Raw genomic sequence first — 14,944 nt, forward strand, 5'->3', positions numbered from 1 at the left:
CCAGCGGCCCGGCAAAGCCGGTTCCGCGGTGTTCGCTTGAAGAGGGCGTTGTTGAATCAGCGCCGTGACGACACCGCGATCCCGGCCACGATCAGCAGGAACGCCGCGCCGTGGTACCAGTGCGGCGGCTCGCGCAGGAAGGCTGCCGAAAGCACTGCCGCGAACAGCGGCGTGAGGTTCAGGAAGATGCTCGCCGCCTGCGGACCCGCGCGCTGCACGCCGGTGCCCCAGCAACGGTAGGCCACCACCGCGGGGCCGATGCCGATGAACAGCATCGCGGCAGCGAGCGGCCAGCCCAGGTCGATGTGGGCGGGCGTCATCGTCCATTCGCCGGCGGCCAGCGCGCCCGACCACGCGAGGCCGAACACCAGCTGTGCCATCAGGAACGCGGCCCAGTCCTGCCGCAGGGCCCTGGGCTCGTTCGTGCGTGCCAGCAGCCAGCTGTAGAAGGCCCAGGCGATGGTGCCCAGGATCATGTAGAGGTCGCCCGGCACCAGCCGCAGACCGAGCAGCTGCCGCCACTCGCCGCGGCTGAGCACCAGCAGCACGCCCGCCATCGACAGCAGCGCGCCGAAGATCTCGCGGGTGCTGACGCGTGCGCCGAAGAACAGCGTGCCCACCGCGAGCATCCACAGCGGCAGGCTGGAGCCGACCAGCGTGACGTTGATGGGCGTGGAGGTCTGCAGCGCGAGGTACTGGAAGGCGTTGTACAGGCCGATGCCGAGCAGCCCGAGCACGGCGTAGCGCTTCCAGTGCGCCCACACCGGGCTGCCGCGACGCAGCACCGGTGTGGCCAGCGGCAGCAGGAGCGCGAACGCGACGACCCAGCGCACGAAGTTCAGCGTGAGCGGCGAAACCAGTTCTCGCACCAGCCGGCCGACCACGGCATTGCCGGCCCAGAGCAGCGGAGGAACGACAAGCAGGAGGACGGTGGAGGGGGTAAGGCGCCGGTGCTGTGTCTGCATGGCGGCCGACTCTACCCGGGCATTGATGTCCCGCGCCGCCACGGGAAACCCAAACATGGCAGGATTCCCCTCCCTCTTCTTTTCCTGTGCGTGGAGACTGCAACGATGATGAGCAAAGCCGTCCGTATCGACCGCCATGGCGGCCCCGAAGAACTGAAGATCGTCGACGTGGAAGTCGGCGAACCCGGCCCCGGCGAGATCCGCATCCGCCACAAGGCCGTGGGCCTGAACTTCATCGACACCTACCAGCGCAGCGGGCTCTACCCGTTCCAGATGCCGCTGCAGCTGGGCATGGAAGCCTCGGGCATCGTCGAGGCGGTGGGCGAGGGCGTGACGCACCTGAAGCCTGGCGACCGCGCAGCCTATGCCAGCCCGCCGCCCGGCGCCTACTGCGAGTTGCGCGTGATGCCCGCCAAGTGCGTGTGCAAGCTGCCCGACGACATCTCCTTCGAGACCGGTGCGGCCATGATGCTCAAGGGCCTGACCACGCAGTACCTGCTGAAGAAGACGCTGCCGGCCGAAGGCCTGCAGGCCGGTGATTTCATCCTGTTCCACGCGGCGGCCGGCGGCGTCGGGCTGATCGCCTGCCAGTGGGCCAGGGCGCTGGGCCTGCAGCTCATCGGCACGGCCGGCAGCGACGCCAAGTGCAAGCTCGCGCTCGAACATGGCGCGGCGCATGCCATCAACTACAGCACCGAAAACTTCGCGGCGCGCGTGAAGGAGATCACGGGCGGCAAGGGCGTGAAGGTGGCATACGACTCGGTGGGCAAGGACACCTACGAAGGCTCGATCGACAGCCTGCGCCCCTTCGGCCTGCTGGCGGTGTTCGGCAACGGCTCGGGCCCGGTGCCTCCGATCAACCTCGGCACGCTGGCGTCCAAGGGCTCGCTCTACGTGACGCGGCCGACGCTGTTCACGCACATGGCCACGCGCGAAAGCACGCAGGCGATGGCCGACGACCTGTTCGCGGTGGTGCGCAGCGGCGCGGTGAAGATTCCGATCGGACAGCGCTATGCACTGGCCGACGTGCAGCAGGCGCACCGCGACCTGGAAGCGCGCAAGACCACCGGCTGCACGATCCTGACGCTCTGAATCCGCGGGCGCGGGGGGCGCCGGCCTTGTCCTACCCGGCGTGCGGTGTCATGCCTTCGACTTGTGCCGGGTGCAGTTTGTAGGCTGTGAGCACAGCGCAGAGGCAAGCCTTCATGACCACCGTTCGCACTTTCATCGTGGAAGACAACCCCACCATCCGCAAGAACCTCATGGGCGCGCTGCGCGAGGTCGCCCGGGTCGATCCGGTGGGCGAAGCAGAGTCGGAAGAGGAGGGCTCGCGCTGGCTTTCATGCAACCTGTCGGAATGGGACCTGGCCATCGTCGACCTGTTCCTGAAGGACGGCACAGGCTTTCGCGTGCTCGAGGCGTGCCGTCACCGCGGGCCGGCGCAGAAGATCGTGGTGCTCAGCAACTTCGCCACGCCCGATATGCGGCGCAGATGCGCCCTGCTCGGTGCCGATGCCGTTTTCGACAAGGTCACCGAGATCGAGGACCTGATGGACTATTGCCTGCGCCGCCGTCAGGCGCAGTTCAGTTCACCGGCCGCACACTGAGGCAGGGGCATTCTTTCGCCGGCCGGCAGCGATGCCGGGCTTCGTCGAAAATTGCGCCCAGGGCGCGAGGAGCACGCGCCGGGCTCCGCGAAGTGGCGACGAGATTCATGCGCGGAAATCACACATTCCCTTGCTGAGTCGGCCTGCGCGCTTGCGGCGTGCGGCGCCCAGGTTCCATCCATGTCCCGCTCCCGCTTCCTTCCCGACAACTTCACCTTCGCGCTGCTCTCGGTGGTGACCCTTGCCAGCCTGCTGCCCGCGAGCGGGAAGCTGGGGCATCTCTTCGAGCTGCTCACGAGCGCTGCCATCGGCCTGCTGTTCTTCCTGCACGGTGCCAAGCTGTCGCGCGAGGCGATCATGAATGGCCTCATGCACTGGCGGCTGCACCTGCTGGTGTTCGGCAGCACCTTCGTGCTGTTTCCCGTGCTCGGGCTGGCGCTCAAGCCGCTGCTGTCGCCACTGGTGACGCCAGGGCTCTACACCGGCGTGCTCTATCTCTGCGTGCTGCCCGCCACGGTGCAATCGGCGATTGCCTTCACGGCCATGGCGCGGGGCAACATGCCCGCCGCCATCTGCAGCGCATCGGCGTCCACCCTGCTGGGCGTGTTCATCACGCCGGTGCTGGTCAACCTCGTGGTGTTGCCGAATGGTGGCCATGCGAGCTCGTCGCTGGATTCGATCGGCCGCATCCTGCTGCAGCTGATGGCCCCGTTCGTGCTGGGGCACCTGCTGCGGCCGTGGATCGGCAAGTGGATACAGCGCCGTGCCGCAGTGCTGAAATTCGTCGACCAGGGCTCGATCCTGCTGGTCGTCTACACGGCGTTCAGCGCGGCCGTGATCGAGGGCCTGTGGAAGCAGGTGCCTGCCCATGCGCTGGTCGGGCTGCTGGTGGTGTGCGCGGTGGTGCTGGGGCTGGCGCTGAGCCTCACGACCCTGCTGGCGCGCAAGCTGGGTTTCGACACGGAAGACGAGATCACGATCGTGTTCTGCGGCTCCAAGAAGAGCCTGGCCAGCGGGATACCCATGGCCAAGGTGCTGTTCGCCTCTCACGCGGTGGGCGCGATCGTGCTGCCGCTGATGCTGTTCCACCAGATGCAGCTCATGGTGTGCGCCGTGCTGGCGCAGCGGTACGCGCGGCGCGGGCGCGAGGCGGCCCTGTTGAAGACCGCCGAGTAAGAGGCGCTACCCCTCGATCTTCCCGAGCCGCGATTCCCTGAGCCGGCTGGGCGCCAGCGCCCCGGCCGATTCCAGGATCGGATACGCGATCGAGCAGATGTGCGAGTTGATGCGCTTCAGGTCGCTGATCAGGTCGATGTGCAGCGAGCTCGTCTCGATGCTCAGCGTGGTGCGGTCCGACAGCCGGTCGAGGTGGGTCGTCGCATAGGCCCGCTCCAGGTCGCGAAAGCGCACCTTCTCTTCCAGGAGCTTCTGCGCGTCCCGCACGTTGCCGTTCAGGAACACGCTCATGCTCAGCCGCAGGTTGGCTACCAGCCGCCCGTGCAGCTCGACGATCTCCGCCATGCCGGCCTGCGAGAAGTTGCGCTGCGGTTTGATCTTCTTGTCCTCCACATCGATGATCACGCGCTCGATGATGTCGCCGATCTGTTCCATGTTGATCGTGAAGCTGATGATGTCGGTCCAGCGCCGGCTTTCCTCCTCGCCCAGCGCCTCGCGCGAGATGCGGGTCATGTAGTACTTGATGGCCGAGTACAGCTGGTCCACCGTGTCGTCGAGCTGCCGCAGCTCCTGGGCCAGCCGCAGGTCGTTGTGGCGGATCACGTCGAGCGTGCCGATCAGCATGGTCTCCACGATGTCGGCCTGGTGCAGGGCTTCGCGCGCCGCATTGGAGATGGCGAGCGACGGCGTCGACAGCGCCGAAGGATCGAGGTGGTGCGGCCGCGTGGTGCCGGCCGGCTGTTGCGGCACCGGCAGGATGCGCGTCACCAGCCTGGCGACCCATTGCGTGAGGCCGATGAACCCCACGCTGATCACCACGTTGAACGCCAGGTGGAACAGCACCACGCCATGCGTCTGGTTCGGCAGCTCCGGCTGCACGTAGCGGATCCACAGTCCGATGAAGGGGGCGACGATGGCCACGCCCAGCGCCTTGAACAGCAGGTTGCCCACCGTCACCTGCCGCACCGACACGGCCGACTTGGCCGTGGTCAGCACCGCCAGCAGGCCGCTGCCGAGGTTGGCGCCGAGCACCAGGCCGAGTGCTACGTCCAGCGGCACCACGTTCGACGTGGCCATGGCCGCGACCAGCAGCACCACCGCGAGGCTCGAATAGGCCACGATGGCCAGCACCGCGCCGACGGTGATCTCGAGCAGCACGTCGCTGCTGATCGACGCGAGCAGTGCGCGCACGGCCGGCGAGGAGAACAGCGGCTCGGTAGCCTCCACCACCAGCTGCAGCGCCAGCAGCATCAGCCCGAGCCCGATCAGCACGCGGCCGATGCGCCCTGCCATGGAGGCCGAGCGGCTGATGAACAGCACCACGCCCACGAAGATGAACATCGGCGAGAGCCAGGACAGGTCCGCCGAGAACAGCACCGAGATCAGCGCCGTGCCCACGTCTGCGCCCCGCATCACCGCCAGCGCCGCCGGCAGCGTGACCAGGCCCTGCCCGACGAAGGACGAGGTCATGAGCGAGGTGGCGGTGCTTGATTGCACCAGCGCCGTCACGCCGATGCCCGAGAGGGCGGCCGTGAAGCGGTTGCGCATGCTCTGGACGAGGATCTTGCGCAGGTTGGCGCCAAACACACGCAGCACACCGGTGCGGACCAGGTGCGTACCCCACACCAGCAGGGCCACGGCCGCCAGCAGATTCAGGAGATGCTTCATGGGGGGCGGGTTCTGTCCTTTTCGTTTTGGTTCGTTTCGCCCCCATTTTCCACAAGCGGGCGCTTCAGTCGATCAGGGCTCCGTTGTCGTGGAAAGGATATGGCCCTTCGAAGCTGCCGGAGGCCGCCAGGTGGGTGACCAGCCGGCGTCCGCGAGCGGACCAGGCGTGCACCCTGAAAGAAGGCGGCTCCAGTGTCCAGGCCGATTCGGCGTCGGGTGCGAGGTCGAGGCAGACCTGATGGGCCGGCGCCGGAGAGGTCGAGGCAATGGTGCCGCCGAAGCGCACGTCGATGGCCCGGTGCAGGTGGCCGCAGATCACGCGTTCGACGTTCGGGTGGCGTGAGAGCAGTGCCTCGAGCGCGTCGGCGCCCTGCAGCAGGCCGATCTCGTCCATGTGGCCGATCAGCGTTTCGAAGGGCGGGTGGTGCATGGCGACCACCACGGGCTCGCCGCGGCAGGCGTCCAGCTGCGCTTCGAGCCAACCCAGGCGCTTCTCGCACAGCGAGCCATGGCTGGCGCCGGGCACGCAGGTGTCGAGCGTGAGCAAGCGAAGGTCGCCGACGCGCACCGAATACTGGATGAAGCCGTCGGTGTCGGCACCCGTGCCGAGATAGGCGTGGCCGGGAAAGCTGCGGCGCAACTGGTCGCGGTCGTCGTGGTTGCCTGGCATCAGGTAGACCGGCATGGTCAGCGGGGCCAGCAGCCGCGCCAGATGTTCGTATTCGGCGGCGCGGCCGAAGTCGGTCAGGTCGCCGGTGATGACCACGGCATCGGGCTGCTGGCGCAGCGCCAGCACCGACTGCACGGCGCGCTCGAGGTACGGCGCGGTGTCGATGCGGCCATAGGCCAGCCGGCCCGGCTCGCGGATGTGCAGGTCGGTCAGCTGGACCAGGAAGGTGTTCTCTGCTGTTGTCGTCATGCGCTGGTCTCCTGCGACGTCATCAGGCGGTCGGGGTGGATGCGCAGGCCCACCGCGTCGCCCGGTCCGAACGGATTGTCGCGCCCTACGTCGACCATCAGCACGGGCTGGTCTTGAACACGCAGGTGCAGCTGCACGCGGTCGCCGAGGAAGGTACGGCGTTCGACGGTGGCGGCGCCCCAGCCTGGCAGGGGCGCACCGACCTCGATGTCTTCGGGCCGTACGAGCAGCGTCGCATGGCCCCGCCACGCCGACGGGCAGGGCAGGGCTGACCCTCCGAGTCGGACAACGCCTTGTGCGATGGCGTCGGCCTCGCGTTCCAGCCGGTTGACCCGGCCGAGGAACTCGGCGACGAAGGGGTGCGCGGGCGCACGGTAGAGGTCTTCGCCGCGACCCACCTGCACGATGCGTCCGGCGCGCATCACGGCGAGGCGGTCGGCAATGGCCAGCGCCTCCTGCTGGTCGTGCGTGACGTGGATGGCCGTGATGTGCAGGCGGCGCAGCAGCTCGGCCAGTTCGTCGCGCAGCGACTCCTTGAGCTTGGCGTCGAGCGCTGCCAGCGGCTCGTCGAGCAGCAGCACGCGCGGGCGCACGGCCACCGCGCGCGCCAGGGCCACGCGCTGGCGCTGGCCGCCGGAAAGCTCGGCGGGGCGCTTGTTCTCCAGTCCGCCGAGGCGCACGAGGTCGACCAGCTCGCCGACGCTGCGCTTTTCTTCATCGGGCGCCACGCCGCGAATGCGTAGCCCGTAGCCGATGTTGGCCGCGACCGTCATCTGCGGAAAGAGCGCATAGCTCTGGAACACCATGCCCACGCCGCGATGCTCGACCGGGCGCTGCGTGACGTCCTGCCCGCCGAACACGATGCGGCTGCCCGCGTCGGGCGATTCCAGGCCGGCGATCAGCCGCAGCAGCGTGGTCTTGCCGCAGCCCGAGGGGCCGAGCAGCGCCAGCACTTCGCCGGCTTCCACTTGCAAGTCGGTGGGCTGCAGGCCGCGCGTGCCGTCGGCGTAGGTTTTCGCACAGTTGGCGATGTCGATGGGAATGCGTTCAAGTTCCATGGCGTTTCTGCATCAGGTTGGCAAGGTACTGCAGAGCCCACAGCACCGGAAGAATGACGGCGAAGAAGACCAGCGTGTAGGCCGATCCGATCTCGATGCGCATCGAGGCATAGCTGTCGGCCAGGCCCACGGGCAGCGTGCGCGTGAGCGGCGTGTGCAGCATCCACGTGAGGTTGAACTCGCCCACCGACAGCGTGAACACCATCAGGCTGCCGGCCACGATGGCCGGGAACACCGCGGGCACGAGGATGCCCATGAATCGCTGGCGGAAGTTCGCACCCAGCGAGCGCGCGGCCTCCTCGAGCGCGAGCAGGTCGTCGCGCTGGAAGGCCGAGCTCACGGTGCGCACCATGAACGGCAGCGTGAACACCATGTGGCCCACGAGAATGAAGGCGAAGCTCTGGCGGAAGGCAGTGAGCTGGCCATAGGCAAGGATCAACGCGAGCGCCGTCGCAAGGCCCGGCACTGCGACCGGCAGCGTCAGCAGCTCCTCGAAGATGCGCGCCACGCGCGAGCGGCTGCGTGCCAGCGCATAGGCACAGGGCACGCCCAGCAGCACGGTGCCGATGACGCAGGCCACGGCCAGCGCGAGCGACCAGCCGACGGTGCCGCCGTAGTTCTCCCACACCTCGCCGAGCCAGCGCAGCGTGAGGCCGCTCTTGAGGCCCACGCTGTAGTTGTTGACGAGGCCCGCCATCACCGACAGCAGCATCGGCGCGATCATGAAAAGGCTCACGATGACCGTGACGGCGAGCAGGAAGGGCGCTTTGGCCTGGGTGTTGGTTCGCATGGTGCGTGGGCCCTCAGCGTGCGACGGGATTCGCGCCAAAGCGGCGCGCCACGAACAGCACCAGCCAGGTCACGATGCCCAGCGAGATCGACAGCGACGCGGCAAGCGCGAAGTTGGCGTAGTTGGTGAACTCGTTGTAGATGGTGATCGGGATCACCTCGAACTTGCTGGCCAGCGTGAAGGCCGTGCCGAAGGCGCCCATCGAGGTGGCGAAGAGGATGGCGCCGCAGGCCAGCGTGGTGGGTGCAAGCTCGGGCATCCACACGTCGCGCGCGACGCGAAGCCGCGAGGCGCCGAGTGAACGCGCGGCTTCTTCGAGCTGCGTGTTCATCGATTCGGCCGCTGCCGCGTAGGTCGCGATGGCGCGCGGCAGCGAGAAGTACAGGTACGCAAGGAACAGCCCGAGCAGGCCGTAGGCGAAGGTAATGCGTTCGCCGAACAGGCTGTCGCTGAGGTCGGCCACCACGCCTTGGCGCCCGCCGAGCAGGATCACGAAGAAGCCGATGATCACGCCCGGGAACGAAAGTGGCAGCGTGAGCAGCGAAAGCAGCACGCGCTTGCCGACGAAGGCATGGCGCGCGAGGTAGATGCCCACGGCCGCGCCCAGCACCAGCGTGGCCAGCGTCACGGCCACCGAGAGCGCGACGGTGTTGGCCATGCTCGTGAGGTAGCGCGCGTCGGTCAGCACCGCGAAGTAGGTGGACCAGCCCTTGTCGGCGGGCAGCGTGAGAAGACGCACGACCGGCAGCAGCCAGAAGGCCGCGAAGAAGGCAACCGCGGGTGCCACGCAGGCCAGCAGGCGCCAGCGTGGGTTCCAAGAGGTGTCGGACTTCATCTCAGTTCTTCACGTGGGTTGTTTGGGTTGCGGGACAGAACGTTCAGGGCGCGTGCACAGGCCACCGGGTACTCCCCTCCGCGAATGTCCCCCGCCTTCGGCTCCTCCTTAATTTCGCTGCGGGGAGCACCCGGTGCCCTGTGCACAGGGCACGCGGCTGGTTTGCGGCCGATCAACCAGTGCTCTGAACGATCACGACGGCGGGGTGCCTTGCGCAGCGAAATAAAGGAGGAGGCCGCAGGCCGGGGGACATTCGCGGAGCAAGGTACCCCGTCGGCGTGATCGAGCCCCGAACGAGCGCCGAGGCTTAGCGCACTTCCTTCAAATACTCATCAGAGAAGGCCTTCTGCGCGGCAGCCATCCGCCCGTAGTCCACGTTCTTGGCGCGGGCGTATTCGCTCGCCGGCAGGAACTGCGCTTCGATGTCCTTGGGCATGGCGCTCGCGCGCACCGGCCGCAGATAGGCCTTGGCCCAGATCGCCTGGCCTTCGTCGGACAGCGTGAAGTCGAGCACCTTCTTCGCATCGGCCGCGTGCGGGGCCTTGGCGACCAGGCTCATCACGTAGGGCACGGCCAGCGTGCCCTCGCTCGGGATCACGAAGGCGACGTTGGCCTTGTCCTTGTACTTGGCGCGGTAGGCGTTGAAGTCGTAGTCGAGCAGGATCGCGATCTCGCCCGACAGCACGCGCGCGTACGAGGTCTGCTTCGGCACGATGGGCTCGTTCTTCTGCAGCGCCTTGAAGTAGTCGATGGCCGGCTTGAAGTTGTCGAGCGTGCCGCCGCGTGCTTCGTTCACCGCCACCGCGCCGACATAGCCCACGAAGGCCGAAGCCGGGTCGAGGTAGCCGATCAGGCCCTTGTACTCGGGCTTGAGCAGGTCGGCCCACGACTTCGGGATCGGCTTGCCCTTGAGCGCGTCGACGTTGACCATGAAGCCGAGCGTGCCCGAGTGAATGGTGAACCAGTTGCCGGCCGGGTCCTTCAGGCCGTCGGGAATGTCTTTCCAGGCGGCGGGCTTGTAGGGCTCGACCACGCCGTCTTTCGCGGCCTGCACCGCGAAGGTCACGCCGAGGTAGGTGACGTCGGCCACGGGGCTGGCCTTCTCTGCGACCAGCTGCGCGAGCGACTGGCCCGAGTTCTTGTTGTCGGCCGGCACGGTGATGCCGGTCTTGGCCTTGATGGCCTTCAGCTGCGTGCCCCAGTCGGCCCATTCGGTCGGGCAGTTGTAGCAAATGGCGGTCTGGGCCATGGCGCTGCCGGCGGCGAGCGCGGCGGCCAGGATGCCGAGGCGAGCCAGGCGGTTGAAGCGAAGTGACATGGTGGGACTCCTTGGATGGATGTGGTCGGAGAACGAGGGAAGGTCAGGGAATCGCGGCGTTGTTGTCCTCGCGCGCCGAAGCGCACGACTCGCCGTCTCGGAAGGCATGGGGAAGCAGCAGGCTCGCGTCGGGCTGCAGCGTCGCGCCCCCGGCGATGGCCGGGATCAGCAGCTCGACGCTGTGGCGGCCGATGTCGCTGTTGGGCTGCGCGATGGTGGTGAGCGCGGGCGTAAGGTCTTCGCCGAGCGCGATGCCGTCGAAGCCGATCACGCTGAGATCGTCGGGCACCGCGAGGCCGCTCAAGTGCGCGGCACGGATGCTGCGGATGGCCAGCAGGTCGTTCGAGCAGATCAGCGCGGTGGGACGGCGGCGCGCCTGCAGCTGGCGCGAGAGCGCATCGACCGCGGTTTCGACGAAGGGCACTTCGATCAGCGCGGGCGCGGCGAGCCCGGCTTCGGCCATGCCCTTGCGGTAGCCGCGATAGCGCTGCTGCGCACGGTCCGACGCGGCGAGCGTGCCGCTGACCATCGCGATGCGGCGATGGCCCAGCAGCACGAGGCGCGCGACCGCATCGGCCACGGCGCCTTCGCTGTCGACCGACACGCAGGGGTGGTCCGCGTGGCGGTTGTAGGCCAGCACATAAGGCACCTCCGCCGCCTGGAGCCGGGGCAGCGCGGCCGATGTCGAAGGATTCGACACCACGAGGATCAGCCCGTCGACATTGCCGGCCAGCAGCAGTTGCACCGCGCGTTCTTCTTCATCGAGCCGGTAGCCGGTGGTGACGGGAATGATCGCGTAGCCGCCCGCGATGGCCGCGCGCGCGATGCCCTGCAGGCACTCGGCGAAGGTCGGGTTGAGCAGTGTGGGGAGCACCACGCCGAGCACACGGCTGCGCTGGGTGCGCAGCGTGCGCGCGCTGGCGTTCGGCACATAGTTGAGCTCTCGCGCCACGCGCTCCACGAGTTCGCGGGTGACGGGCGTCACCTTGCCGGGAAAGTTGAAGGCCCGCGACACGGTGGCCACGGAGACCCCGGCTTTGGCTGCAACGGCTTGGATGCTCATCGTGCGGTGTTCATGTAATCGATTACATTGGACCGCCGCAGTATGACTTTGTTATGACATCGCGAGAAAGCGGGGAGAAACCCTCGGACTTTCGCGAGAGGCAGACCCAAATAAGAAGGGGCCCGTAGGCCCCTGAGAAAAAGTTACTTGCCCCGGCGAACCCGCCGGATCTCGTCCAGGATCAGGCAGATGGCGCCCAGCGTGATGGCGCTGTCCGCGGCATTGAAAGCAGGAAAGTACCAGTTGCCGGCGTGGAAGCTCAGGAAGTCCACGACATAGCCGTGCATCATCCGATCGACCACGTTGCCGATGGCGCCGCCCAGGATGCAGGCCATCGAAAACGAGAACAGCTTCTGCCCGGCGTGGGACTTCAGCATCCATACGATGAACACCGCGGCGCCCACGCCGATCACTGTGAACAGCCAGCGCTGCCACCCCGAGTGATCCGCTAGGAACGAGAAGGCCGCCCCGGTGTTGTGCGCACGCACGACGTTGAAGAAGCCCGTCACGTACGTTGCATCACCGAGCTTGTAGTAGCCCAGGATTAGCGTCTTGGTGAACTGGTCGATGATCACGATGATCACCGCCAGCCCGAGCCAGGGCCAGATGCTGCTGCCGCCGCGTGAACGCGATGCCGACATGGAACGTGCCGCCGCCATCAGGCAACGCTCCGCGATTCGCCGGCGCCGAACAGGTTGCTCGTGCAACGGCCGCAGATCGTGGGATGCGCCGGGTCGTGGCCCACGTCGTCGCGGTAGTGCCAGCAGCGCTCGCACTTCTGCGCGGCGCTCGGCGTGACCACCGTCGACAGCGCGTCGCCGGCCGCCAGTTCGATGGCCGAGGCGATGAAGACGAACTTCAGGTCCTCGCCCAGGGTGCCCAGCAGCGCGAAGTCGTCGGCCGGTGCCGTCAGCTGCAGGTTGGCCTGCAGCGACGAGCCGACCTTGCCTTCGGCGCGCACGGCTTCGATGTCCTTGTTCACCGCGTCGCGGATCTCGCGGATGCGCGTCCACTTGGCGAGCAGGGCTTCGTCAGATGCGGGGAACTGGCTGTAGGTCTGCGCGAAGATCGATTCGCCCGGCTTGCCCGTGCCCACGATCTTCCAGGCCTCTTCGGCCGTGAAGCTCAGGAACGGCGCCATCCAGCGCAGCATGGCTTGCGAGATGTGCCACAGCGCGGTCTGTGCGCTGCGGCGCGCCAGCGAACCCGGGGCCGTCGTGTAGAGGCGGTCCTTCAGGATGTCGAGGTAGAAGCCGCCCAGGTCTTCCGAGCAATAGATCTGCAGCTTGGCCACCACCGGGTGGAACTCGTACACCTTGTAGTGCGCGAGGATCTCGGCCTGGAACTGCGAAGCGCGCGCGAGCGCATAGCGGTCGATCTCGAACAGCTGGTCGAGCGGCACCGCATCCTTCTGGATGTCGAAGTCGCTCGTGTTCGCGAGCAGGAAGCGCAGCGTGTTGCGGATGCGGCGGTACGCATCGACCACGCGCGCCAGGATCTTGTCGTCGCCCGCGATGTCGCCCGAGTAGTCGCTCGCGGCCACCCACAGGCGGATGATTTCCGAGCCCAGCTTGTTGCTGATCTCTTGTGGGTCGATGCCGTTCTTGAGCGACTTGCTCATCTTGATGCCCTTGGCATCGACCGTGAAGCCGTGCGTCAGCAGGCCCTTGTACGGCGCACGGTCTTCCAGCATGCAGGCGATCAGCAGCGACGAATGGAACCAGCCGCGATGCTGGTCGTGGCCTTCGAGGTACAGATCGGCCTCGGGGCCGGTGTCGTGGTGCACCGTGGGGTGCGTGCCGCGCAGCACGTGATAGAAGGTCGAGCCCGAGTCGAACCACACCTCCAGGATGTCGGTGCTCTTGGTGTAGTGCGGCGCGTCTTCGGCGCCGAGGATCTCTTCGACCGTCACGCGGCTCCAGGCCTCGATGCCGCCCTTCTCGACGATGTCGGCGGCCTGGTCGAGGATTTCCATGGTGCGCGGATGCAGCTCGCCCGAATCCTTGTGCAGGAAGAACGGGATCGGCACGCCCCAGCTGCGTTGTCGGCTGATGCACCAGTCGGGCCGCCCGGCGATCATGTCGTGCAGGCGGGCCTTGCCGTTCTCCGGGTAGAAACTGGTCTGTTCGATGGCGTCGAGCGCGGTCTGGCGCAGCGTCTTGGGTGCCTTGTCCTTGGTGAACACGCCTTCGCCCTCGTCCATGCGCACGAACCACTGCGCTGCGGCGCGGTAGATCACAGGCGTCTTGTGGCGCCAGCAATGCGGATAGCTGTGGGTGATGGTCTCGGTGGTCAGCAGGCGGTTGGCATCGCGCAGCGCCGCGATGATGACCGGCACGGCTTTCCAGATGTTCTGCCCGCCGAAGAGCGGGAAGTCGGGGGCGTAGCTGCCGTTGCCCTGGACCGGGTTCAGGATGTCGTCGTACGCCACGCCATGGGCGATGCAGGAGTTGAAGTCATCCACGCCGTAGGCGGGCGAGGAGTGGACCAGGCCGGTGCCGTCGGTGGCGGTGGCGTAGTCGGCCAGGTACACCGGCGACAGGCGCTGGTAGCCGGCGTCCACGTCGTACAGCGGATGCTCGAATTCGAGCCCGCCGAGCGCCTCGCCCTTGACCGTGGCCAGCACCTTGCCGTCGAGCGCGTAGCGCGTCATGCACATCTCGACCAGCGAGTTGGCCAGGATCAGCAGGCCGCGCTCGGTGTCGACCAGCGAGTACTCCAGCTCGGGGTTCAGGTTGATCGCCTGGTTCGCCGGGATGGTCCACGCGGTGGTGGTCCAGATCACGGCGAAGATGTCGCCGAGGATCGTGTGGTCGGTGCCGAAGGCCTTGAGCACCTTCTCGCGTTCGTGCGCCTTGAAGGCCACGTCGAGGGTCTGGCTCTTCTTGTCGGCGTACTCGATCTCGAATTCGGCGAGCGAGGAGCCGCAGTCGAAGCACCAGTACACGGGCTTCAGGCCGCGGTACACGAAGCCGCGCTCGATCACGCGCTTGAACGCGCGCAGCTCGCCGGCTTCGTTGGCGAAGTCCATCGTCTTGTAGGGATGATCCCATTCGCCCAGCACGCCCAGGCGCTGGAAGTCGGCCATCTGCTGCGCGATCTGTTCCGTGGCGTAGGCGCGGCTCTTGGCCTGCATCTCGTCGCGGCTGAGGTTGCGGCCGAACTGCTTTTCGATGGCGTTCTCGATCGGCAGGCCGTGGCAGTCCCAGCCGGGCACGTAGAGCGCGTCGTAGCCTTCGAGCTGGCGCGCCTTGGTGATCATGTCCTTCAGGATCTTGTTCACCGCATGGCCCATATGGATCTGGCCGTTGGCGTAGGGCGGGCCGTCATGCAGGATGAACTTGGGCGCGCCGTGGCGGGCGTCGCGCAGGCGGTGGTAGCGGCCCTCGTCATTCCATTCCTTCACCCAACCCGGTTCGCGCTTGGGCAGGTCGCCGCGCATCGGGAAGGGGGTGTCGGGCAGGTTCAGCGTGGAACGGTAGTCGGTGGAGGTGGCAGCGTCAGACATGTTGGGGTGCGAAACAGGGGGCTTCGACAGGCTCGGC

The 14,944-nt window shown here is 67.2% G+C and carries 13 protein-coding genes; 3 read left to right on the forward strand and 10 right to left on the reverse strand.

Annotated elements, in window-relative coordinates; genetic code table 11:
• Positions 1 to 56: 56 nt before the first annotated feature.
• Positions 57 to 965 (reverse strand): DMT family transporter, encoded by a 909-nt coding sequence (locus ACEN9N_RS02055; protein WP_495656440.1) that lies wholly within the window; start codon positions 963 to 965, stop codon positions 57 to 59.
• Between the two features lie 108 nt (positions 966 to 1,073).
• On the opposite strand from ACEN9N_RS02055, the gene ACEN9N_RS02060 reads away from it, so the two are divergent.
• From ACEN9N_RS02060 to ACEN9N_RS02070, 3 genes are all read left to right on the forward strand, one after another.
• On the forward strand, positions 1,074 to 2,057 hold the full coding sequence (locus ACEN9N_RS02060; RefSeq protein WP_042674383.1) for a quinone oxidoreductase family protein: 984 nt from the start codon (positions 1,074 to 1,076) through the stop codon (positions 2,055 to 2,057).
• A 113-nt stretch (positions 2,058 to 2,170) separates the two neighbouring features.
• Positions 2,171 to 2,572, forward strand: coding sequence for a response regulator (locus tag ACEN9N_RS02065; protein WP_007838447.1), 402 nt, complete (start codon positions 2,171 to 2,173; stop codon positions 2,570 to 2,572).
• Between the two features lie 180 nt (positions 2,573 to 2,752).
• The gene (locus ACEN9N_RS02070; RefSeq protein ID WP_007838449.1) at positions 2,753 to 3,748 is read left to right on the forward strand and encodes a bile acid:sodium symporter family protein; all 996 of its coding nucleotides are present in this window, start codon (positions 2,753 to 2,755) and stop codon (positions 3,746 to 3,748) included.
• Positions 3,749 to 3,754: 6 nt separating this feature from the next.
• Here ACEN9N_RS02070 and ACEN9N_RS02075 read toward each other — a convergent pair whose 3' ends face one another.
• The 9 genes from ACEN9N_RS02075 to ileS all read right to left on the reverse strand — a co-directional run bounded on the left by ACEN9N_RS02075 (position 3,755) and on the right by ileS (position 14,907).
• Positions 3,755 to 5,416, reverse strand: a complete 1,662-nt coding sequence (locus ACEN9N_RS02075; RefSeq protein ID WP_007838452.1) for a Na/Pi cotransporter family protein — start codon at positions 5,414 to 5,416, stop codon at positions 3,755 to 3,757.
• Between the two features lie 64 nt (positions 5,417 to 5,480).
• Complete coding sequence (locus tag ACEN9N_RS02080; protein WP_007838454.1) at positions 5,481 to 6,335, reverse strand: phosphodiesterase; 855 nt, start codon at positions 6,333 to 6,335, stop codon at positions 5,481 to 5,483.
• Entirely contained in the window at positions 6,332 to 7,393 is a 1,062-nt protein-coding gene (locus ACEN9N_RS02085) for an ABC transporter ATP-binding protein (RefSeq protein ID WP_495655267.1), read from the reverse strand. Before ACEN9N_RS02085 ends, ACEN9N_RS02080 begins: the two co-directional genes overlap by 4 nt.
• Positions 7,383 to 8,183, reverse strand: coding sequence for an ABC transporter permease (locus tag ACEN9N_RS02090; RefSeq protein WP_495655268.1), 801 nt, complete (start codon positions 8,181 to 8,183; stop codon positions 7,383 to 7,385). The genes ACEN9N_RS02085 and ACEN9N_RS02090 overlap by 11 nt, the downstream gene beginning before the upstream one ends.
• 13 nt (positions 8,184 to 8,196) lie before the next feature.
• Complete coding sequence (locus tag ACEN9N_RS02095) at positions 8,197 to 9,018, reverse strand: ABC transporter permease (RefSeq protein WP_495655269.1); 822 nt, start codon at positions 9,016 to 9,018, stop codon at positions 8,197 to 8,199.
• A gap of 307 nt (positions 9,019 to 9,325) precedes the next feature.
• Positions 9,326 to 10,336, reverse strand: a complete 1,011-nt coding sequence (locus tag ACEN9N_RS02100; RefSeq protein ID WP_495655270.1) for an ABC transporter substrate-binding protein — start codon at positions 10,334 to 10,336, stop codon at positions 9,326 to 9,328.
• A 43-nt stretch (positions 10,337 to 10,379) separates the two neighbouring features.
• A complete protein-coding gene (locus ACEN9N_RS02105; RefSeq protein ID WP_495655271.1) occupies positions 10,380 to 11,399 on the reverse strand; it encodes a LacI family DNA-binding transcriptional regulator in 1,020 nt (339 codons plus the stop codon).
• 143 nt (positions 11,400 to 11,542) lie between these two features.
• Complete coding sequence (gene lspA, locus ACEN9N_RS02110) at positions 11,543 to 12,058, reverse strand: signal peptidase II (RefSeq protein WP_007830246.1); 516 nt, start codon at positions 12,056 to 12,058, stop codon at positions 11,543 to 11,545.
• On the reverse strand, positions 12,058 to 14,907 hold the full coding sequence (gene ileS, locus ACEN9N_RS02115) for an isoleucine--tRNA ligase (RefSeq protein WP_007830248.1): 2,850 nt from the start codon (positions 14,905 to 14,907) through the stop codon (positions 12,058 to 12,060). Before ileS ends, lspA begins: the two co-directional genes overlap by 1 nt.
• Positions 14,908 to 14,944 lie beyond the last annotated feature (37 nt).

The sequence above is a fragment of the Variovorax sp. Varisp46 genome, assembly GCF_059491885.1.

What these genes read in the sequence shown, in the direction of transcription:
- ACEN9N_RS02055 (WP_495656440.1), bottom strand. Translation starts at nt 965, where the DNA reads ATGCAGACACAGCACCGGCGCCTTACCCCCTCCACCGTCCTCCTGCTT.
- ACEN9N_RS02060 (WP_042674383.1), top strand. Translation starts at nt 1,074, where the DNA reads ATGAGCAAAGCCGTCCGTATCGACCGCCATGGCGGCCCCGAAGAACTG.
- ACEN9N_RS02065 (WP_007838447.1), top strand. Translation starts at nt 2,171, where the DNA reads ATGACCACCGTTCGCACTTTCATCGTGGAAGACAACCCCACCATCCGC.
- ACEN9N_RS02070 (WP_007838449.1), top strand. Translation starts at nt 2,753, where the DNA reads ATGTCCCGCTCCCGCTTCCTTCCCGACAACTTCACCTTCGCGCTGCTC.
- ACEN9N_RS02075 (WP_007838452.1), bottom strand. Translation starts at nt 5,416, where the DNA reads ATGAAGCATCTCCTGAATCTGCTGGCGGCCGTGGCCCTGCTGGTGTGG.
- ACEN9N_RS02080 (WP_007838454.1), bottom strand. Translation starts at nt 6,335, where the DNA reads ATGACGACAACAGCAGAGAACACCTTCCTGGTCCAGCTGACCGACCTG.
- ACEN9N_RS02085 (WP_495655267.1), bottom strand. Translation starts at nt 7,393, where the DNA reads ATGGAACTTGAACGCATTCCCATCGACATCGCCAACTGTGCGAAAACC.
- ACEN9N_RS02090 (WP_495655268.1), bottom strand. Translation starts at nt 8,183, where the DNA reads ATGCGAACCAACACCCAGGCCAAAGCGCCCTTCCTGCTCGCCGTCACG.
- ACEN9N_RS02095 (WP_495655269.1), bottom strand. Translation starts at nt 9,018, where the DNA reads ATGAAGTCCGACACCTCTTGGAACCCACGCTGGCGCCTGCTGGCCTGC.
- ACEN9N_RS02100 (WP_495655270.1), bottom strand. Translation starts at nt 10,336, where the DNA reads ATGTCACTTCGCTTCAACCGCCTGGCTCGCCTCGGCATCCTGGCCGCC.
- ACEN9N_RS02105 (WP_495655271.1), bottom strand. Translation starts at nt 11,399, where the DNA reads ATGAGCATCCAAGCCGTTGCAGCCAAAGCCGGGGTCTCCGTGGCCACC.
- lspA (WP_007830246.1), bottom strand. Translation starts at nt 12,058, where the DNA reads ATGGCGGCGGCACGTTCCATGTCGGCATCGCGTTCACGCGGCGGCAGC.
- ileS (WP_007830248.1), bottom strand. Translation starts at nt 14,907, where the DNA reads ATGTCTGACGCTGCCACCTCCACCGACTACCGTTCCACGCTGAACCTG.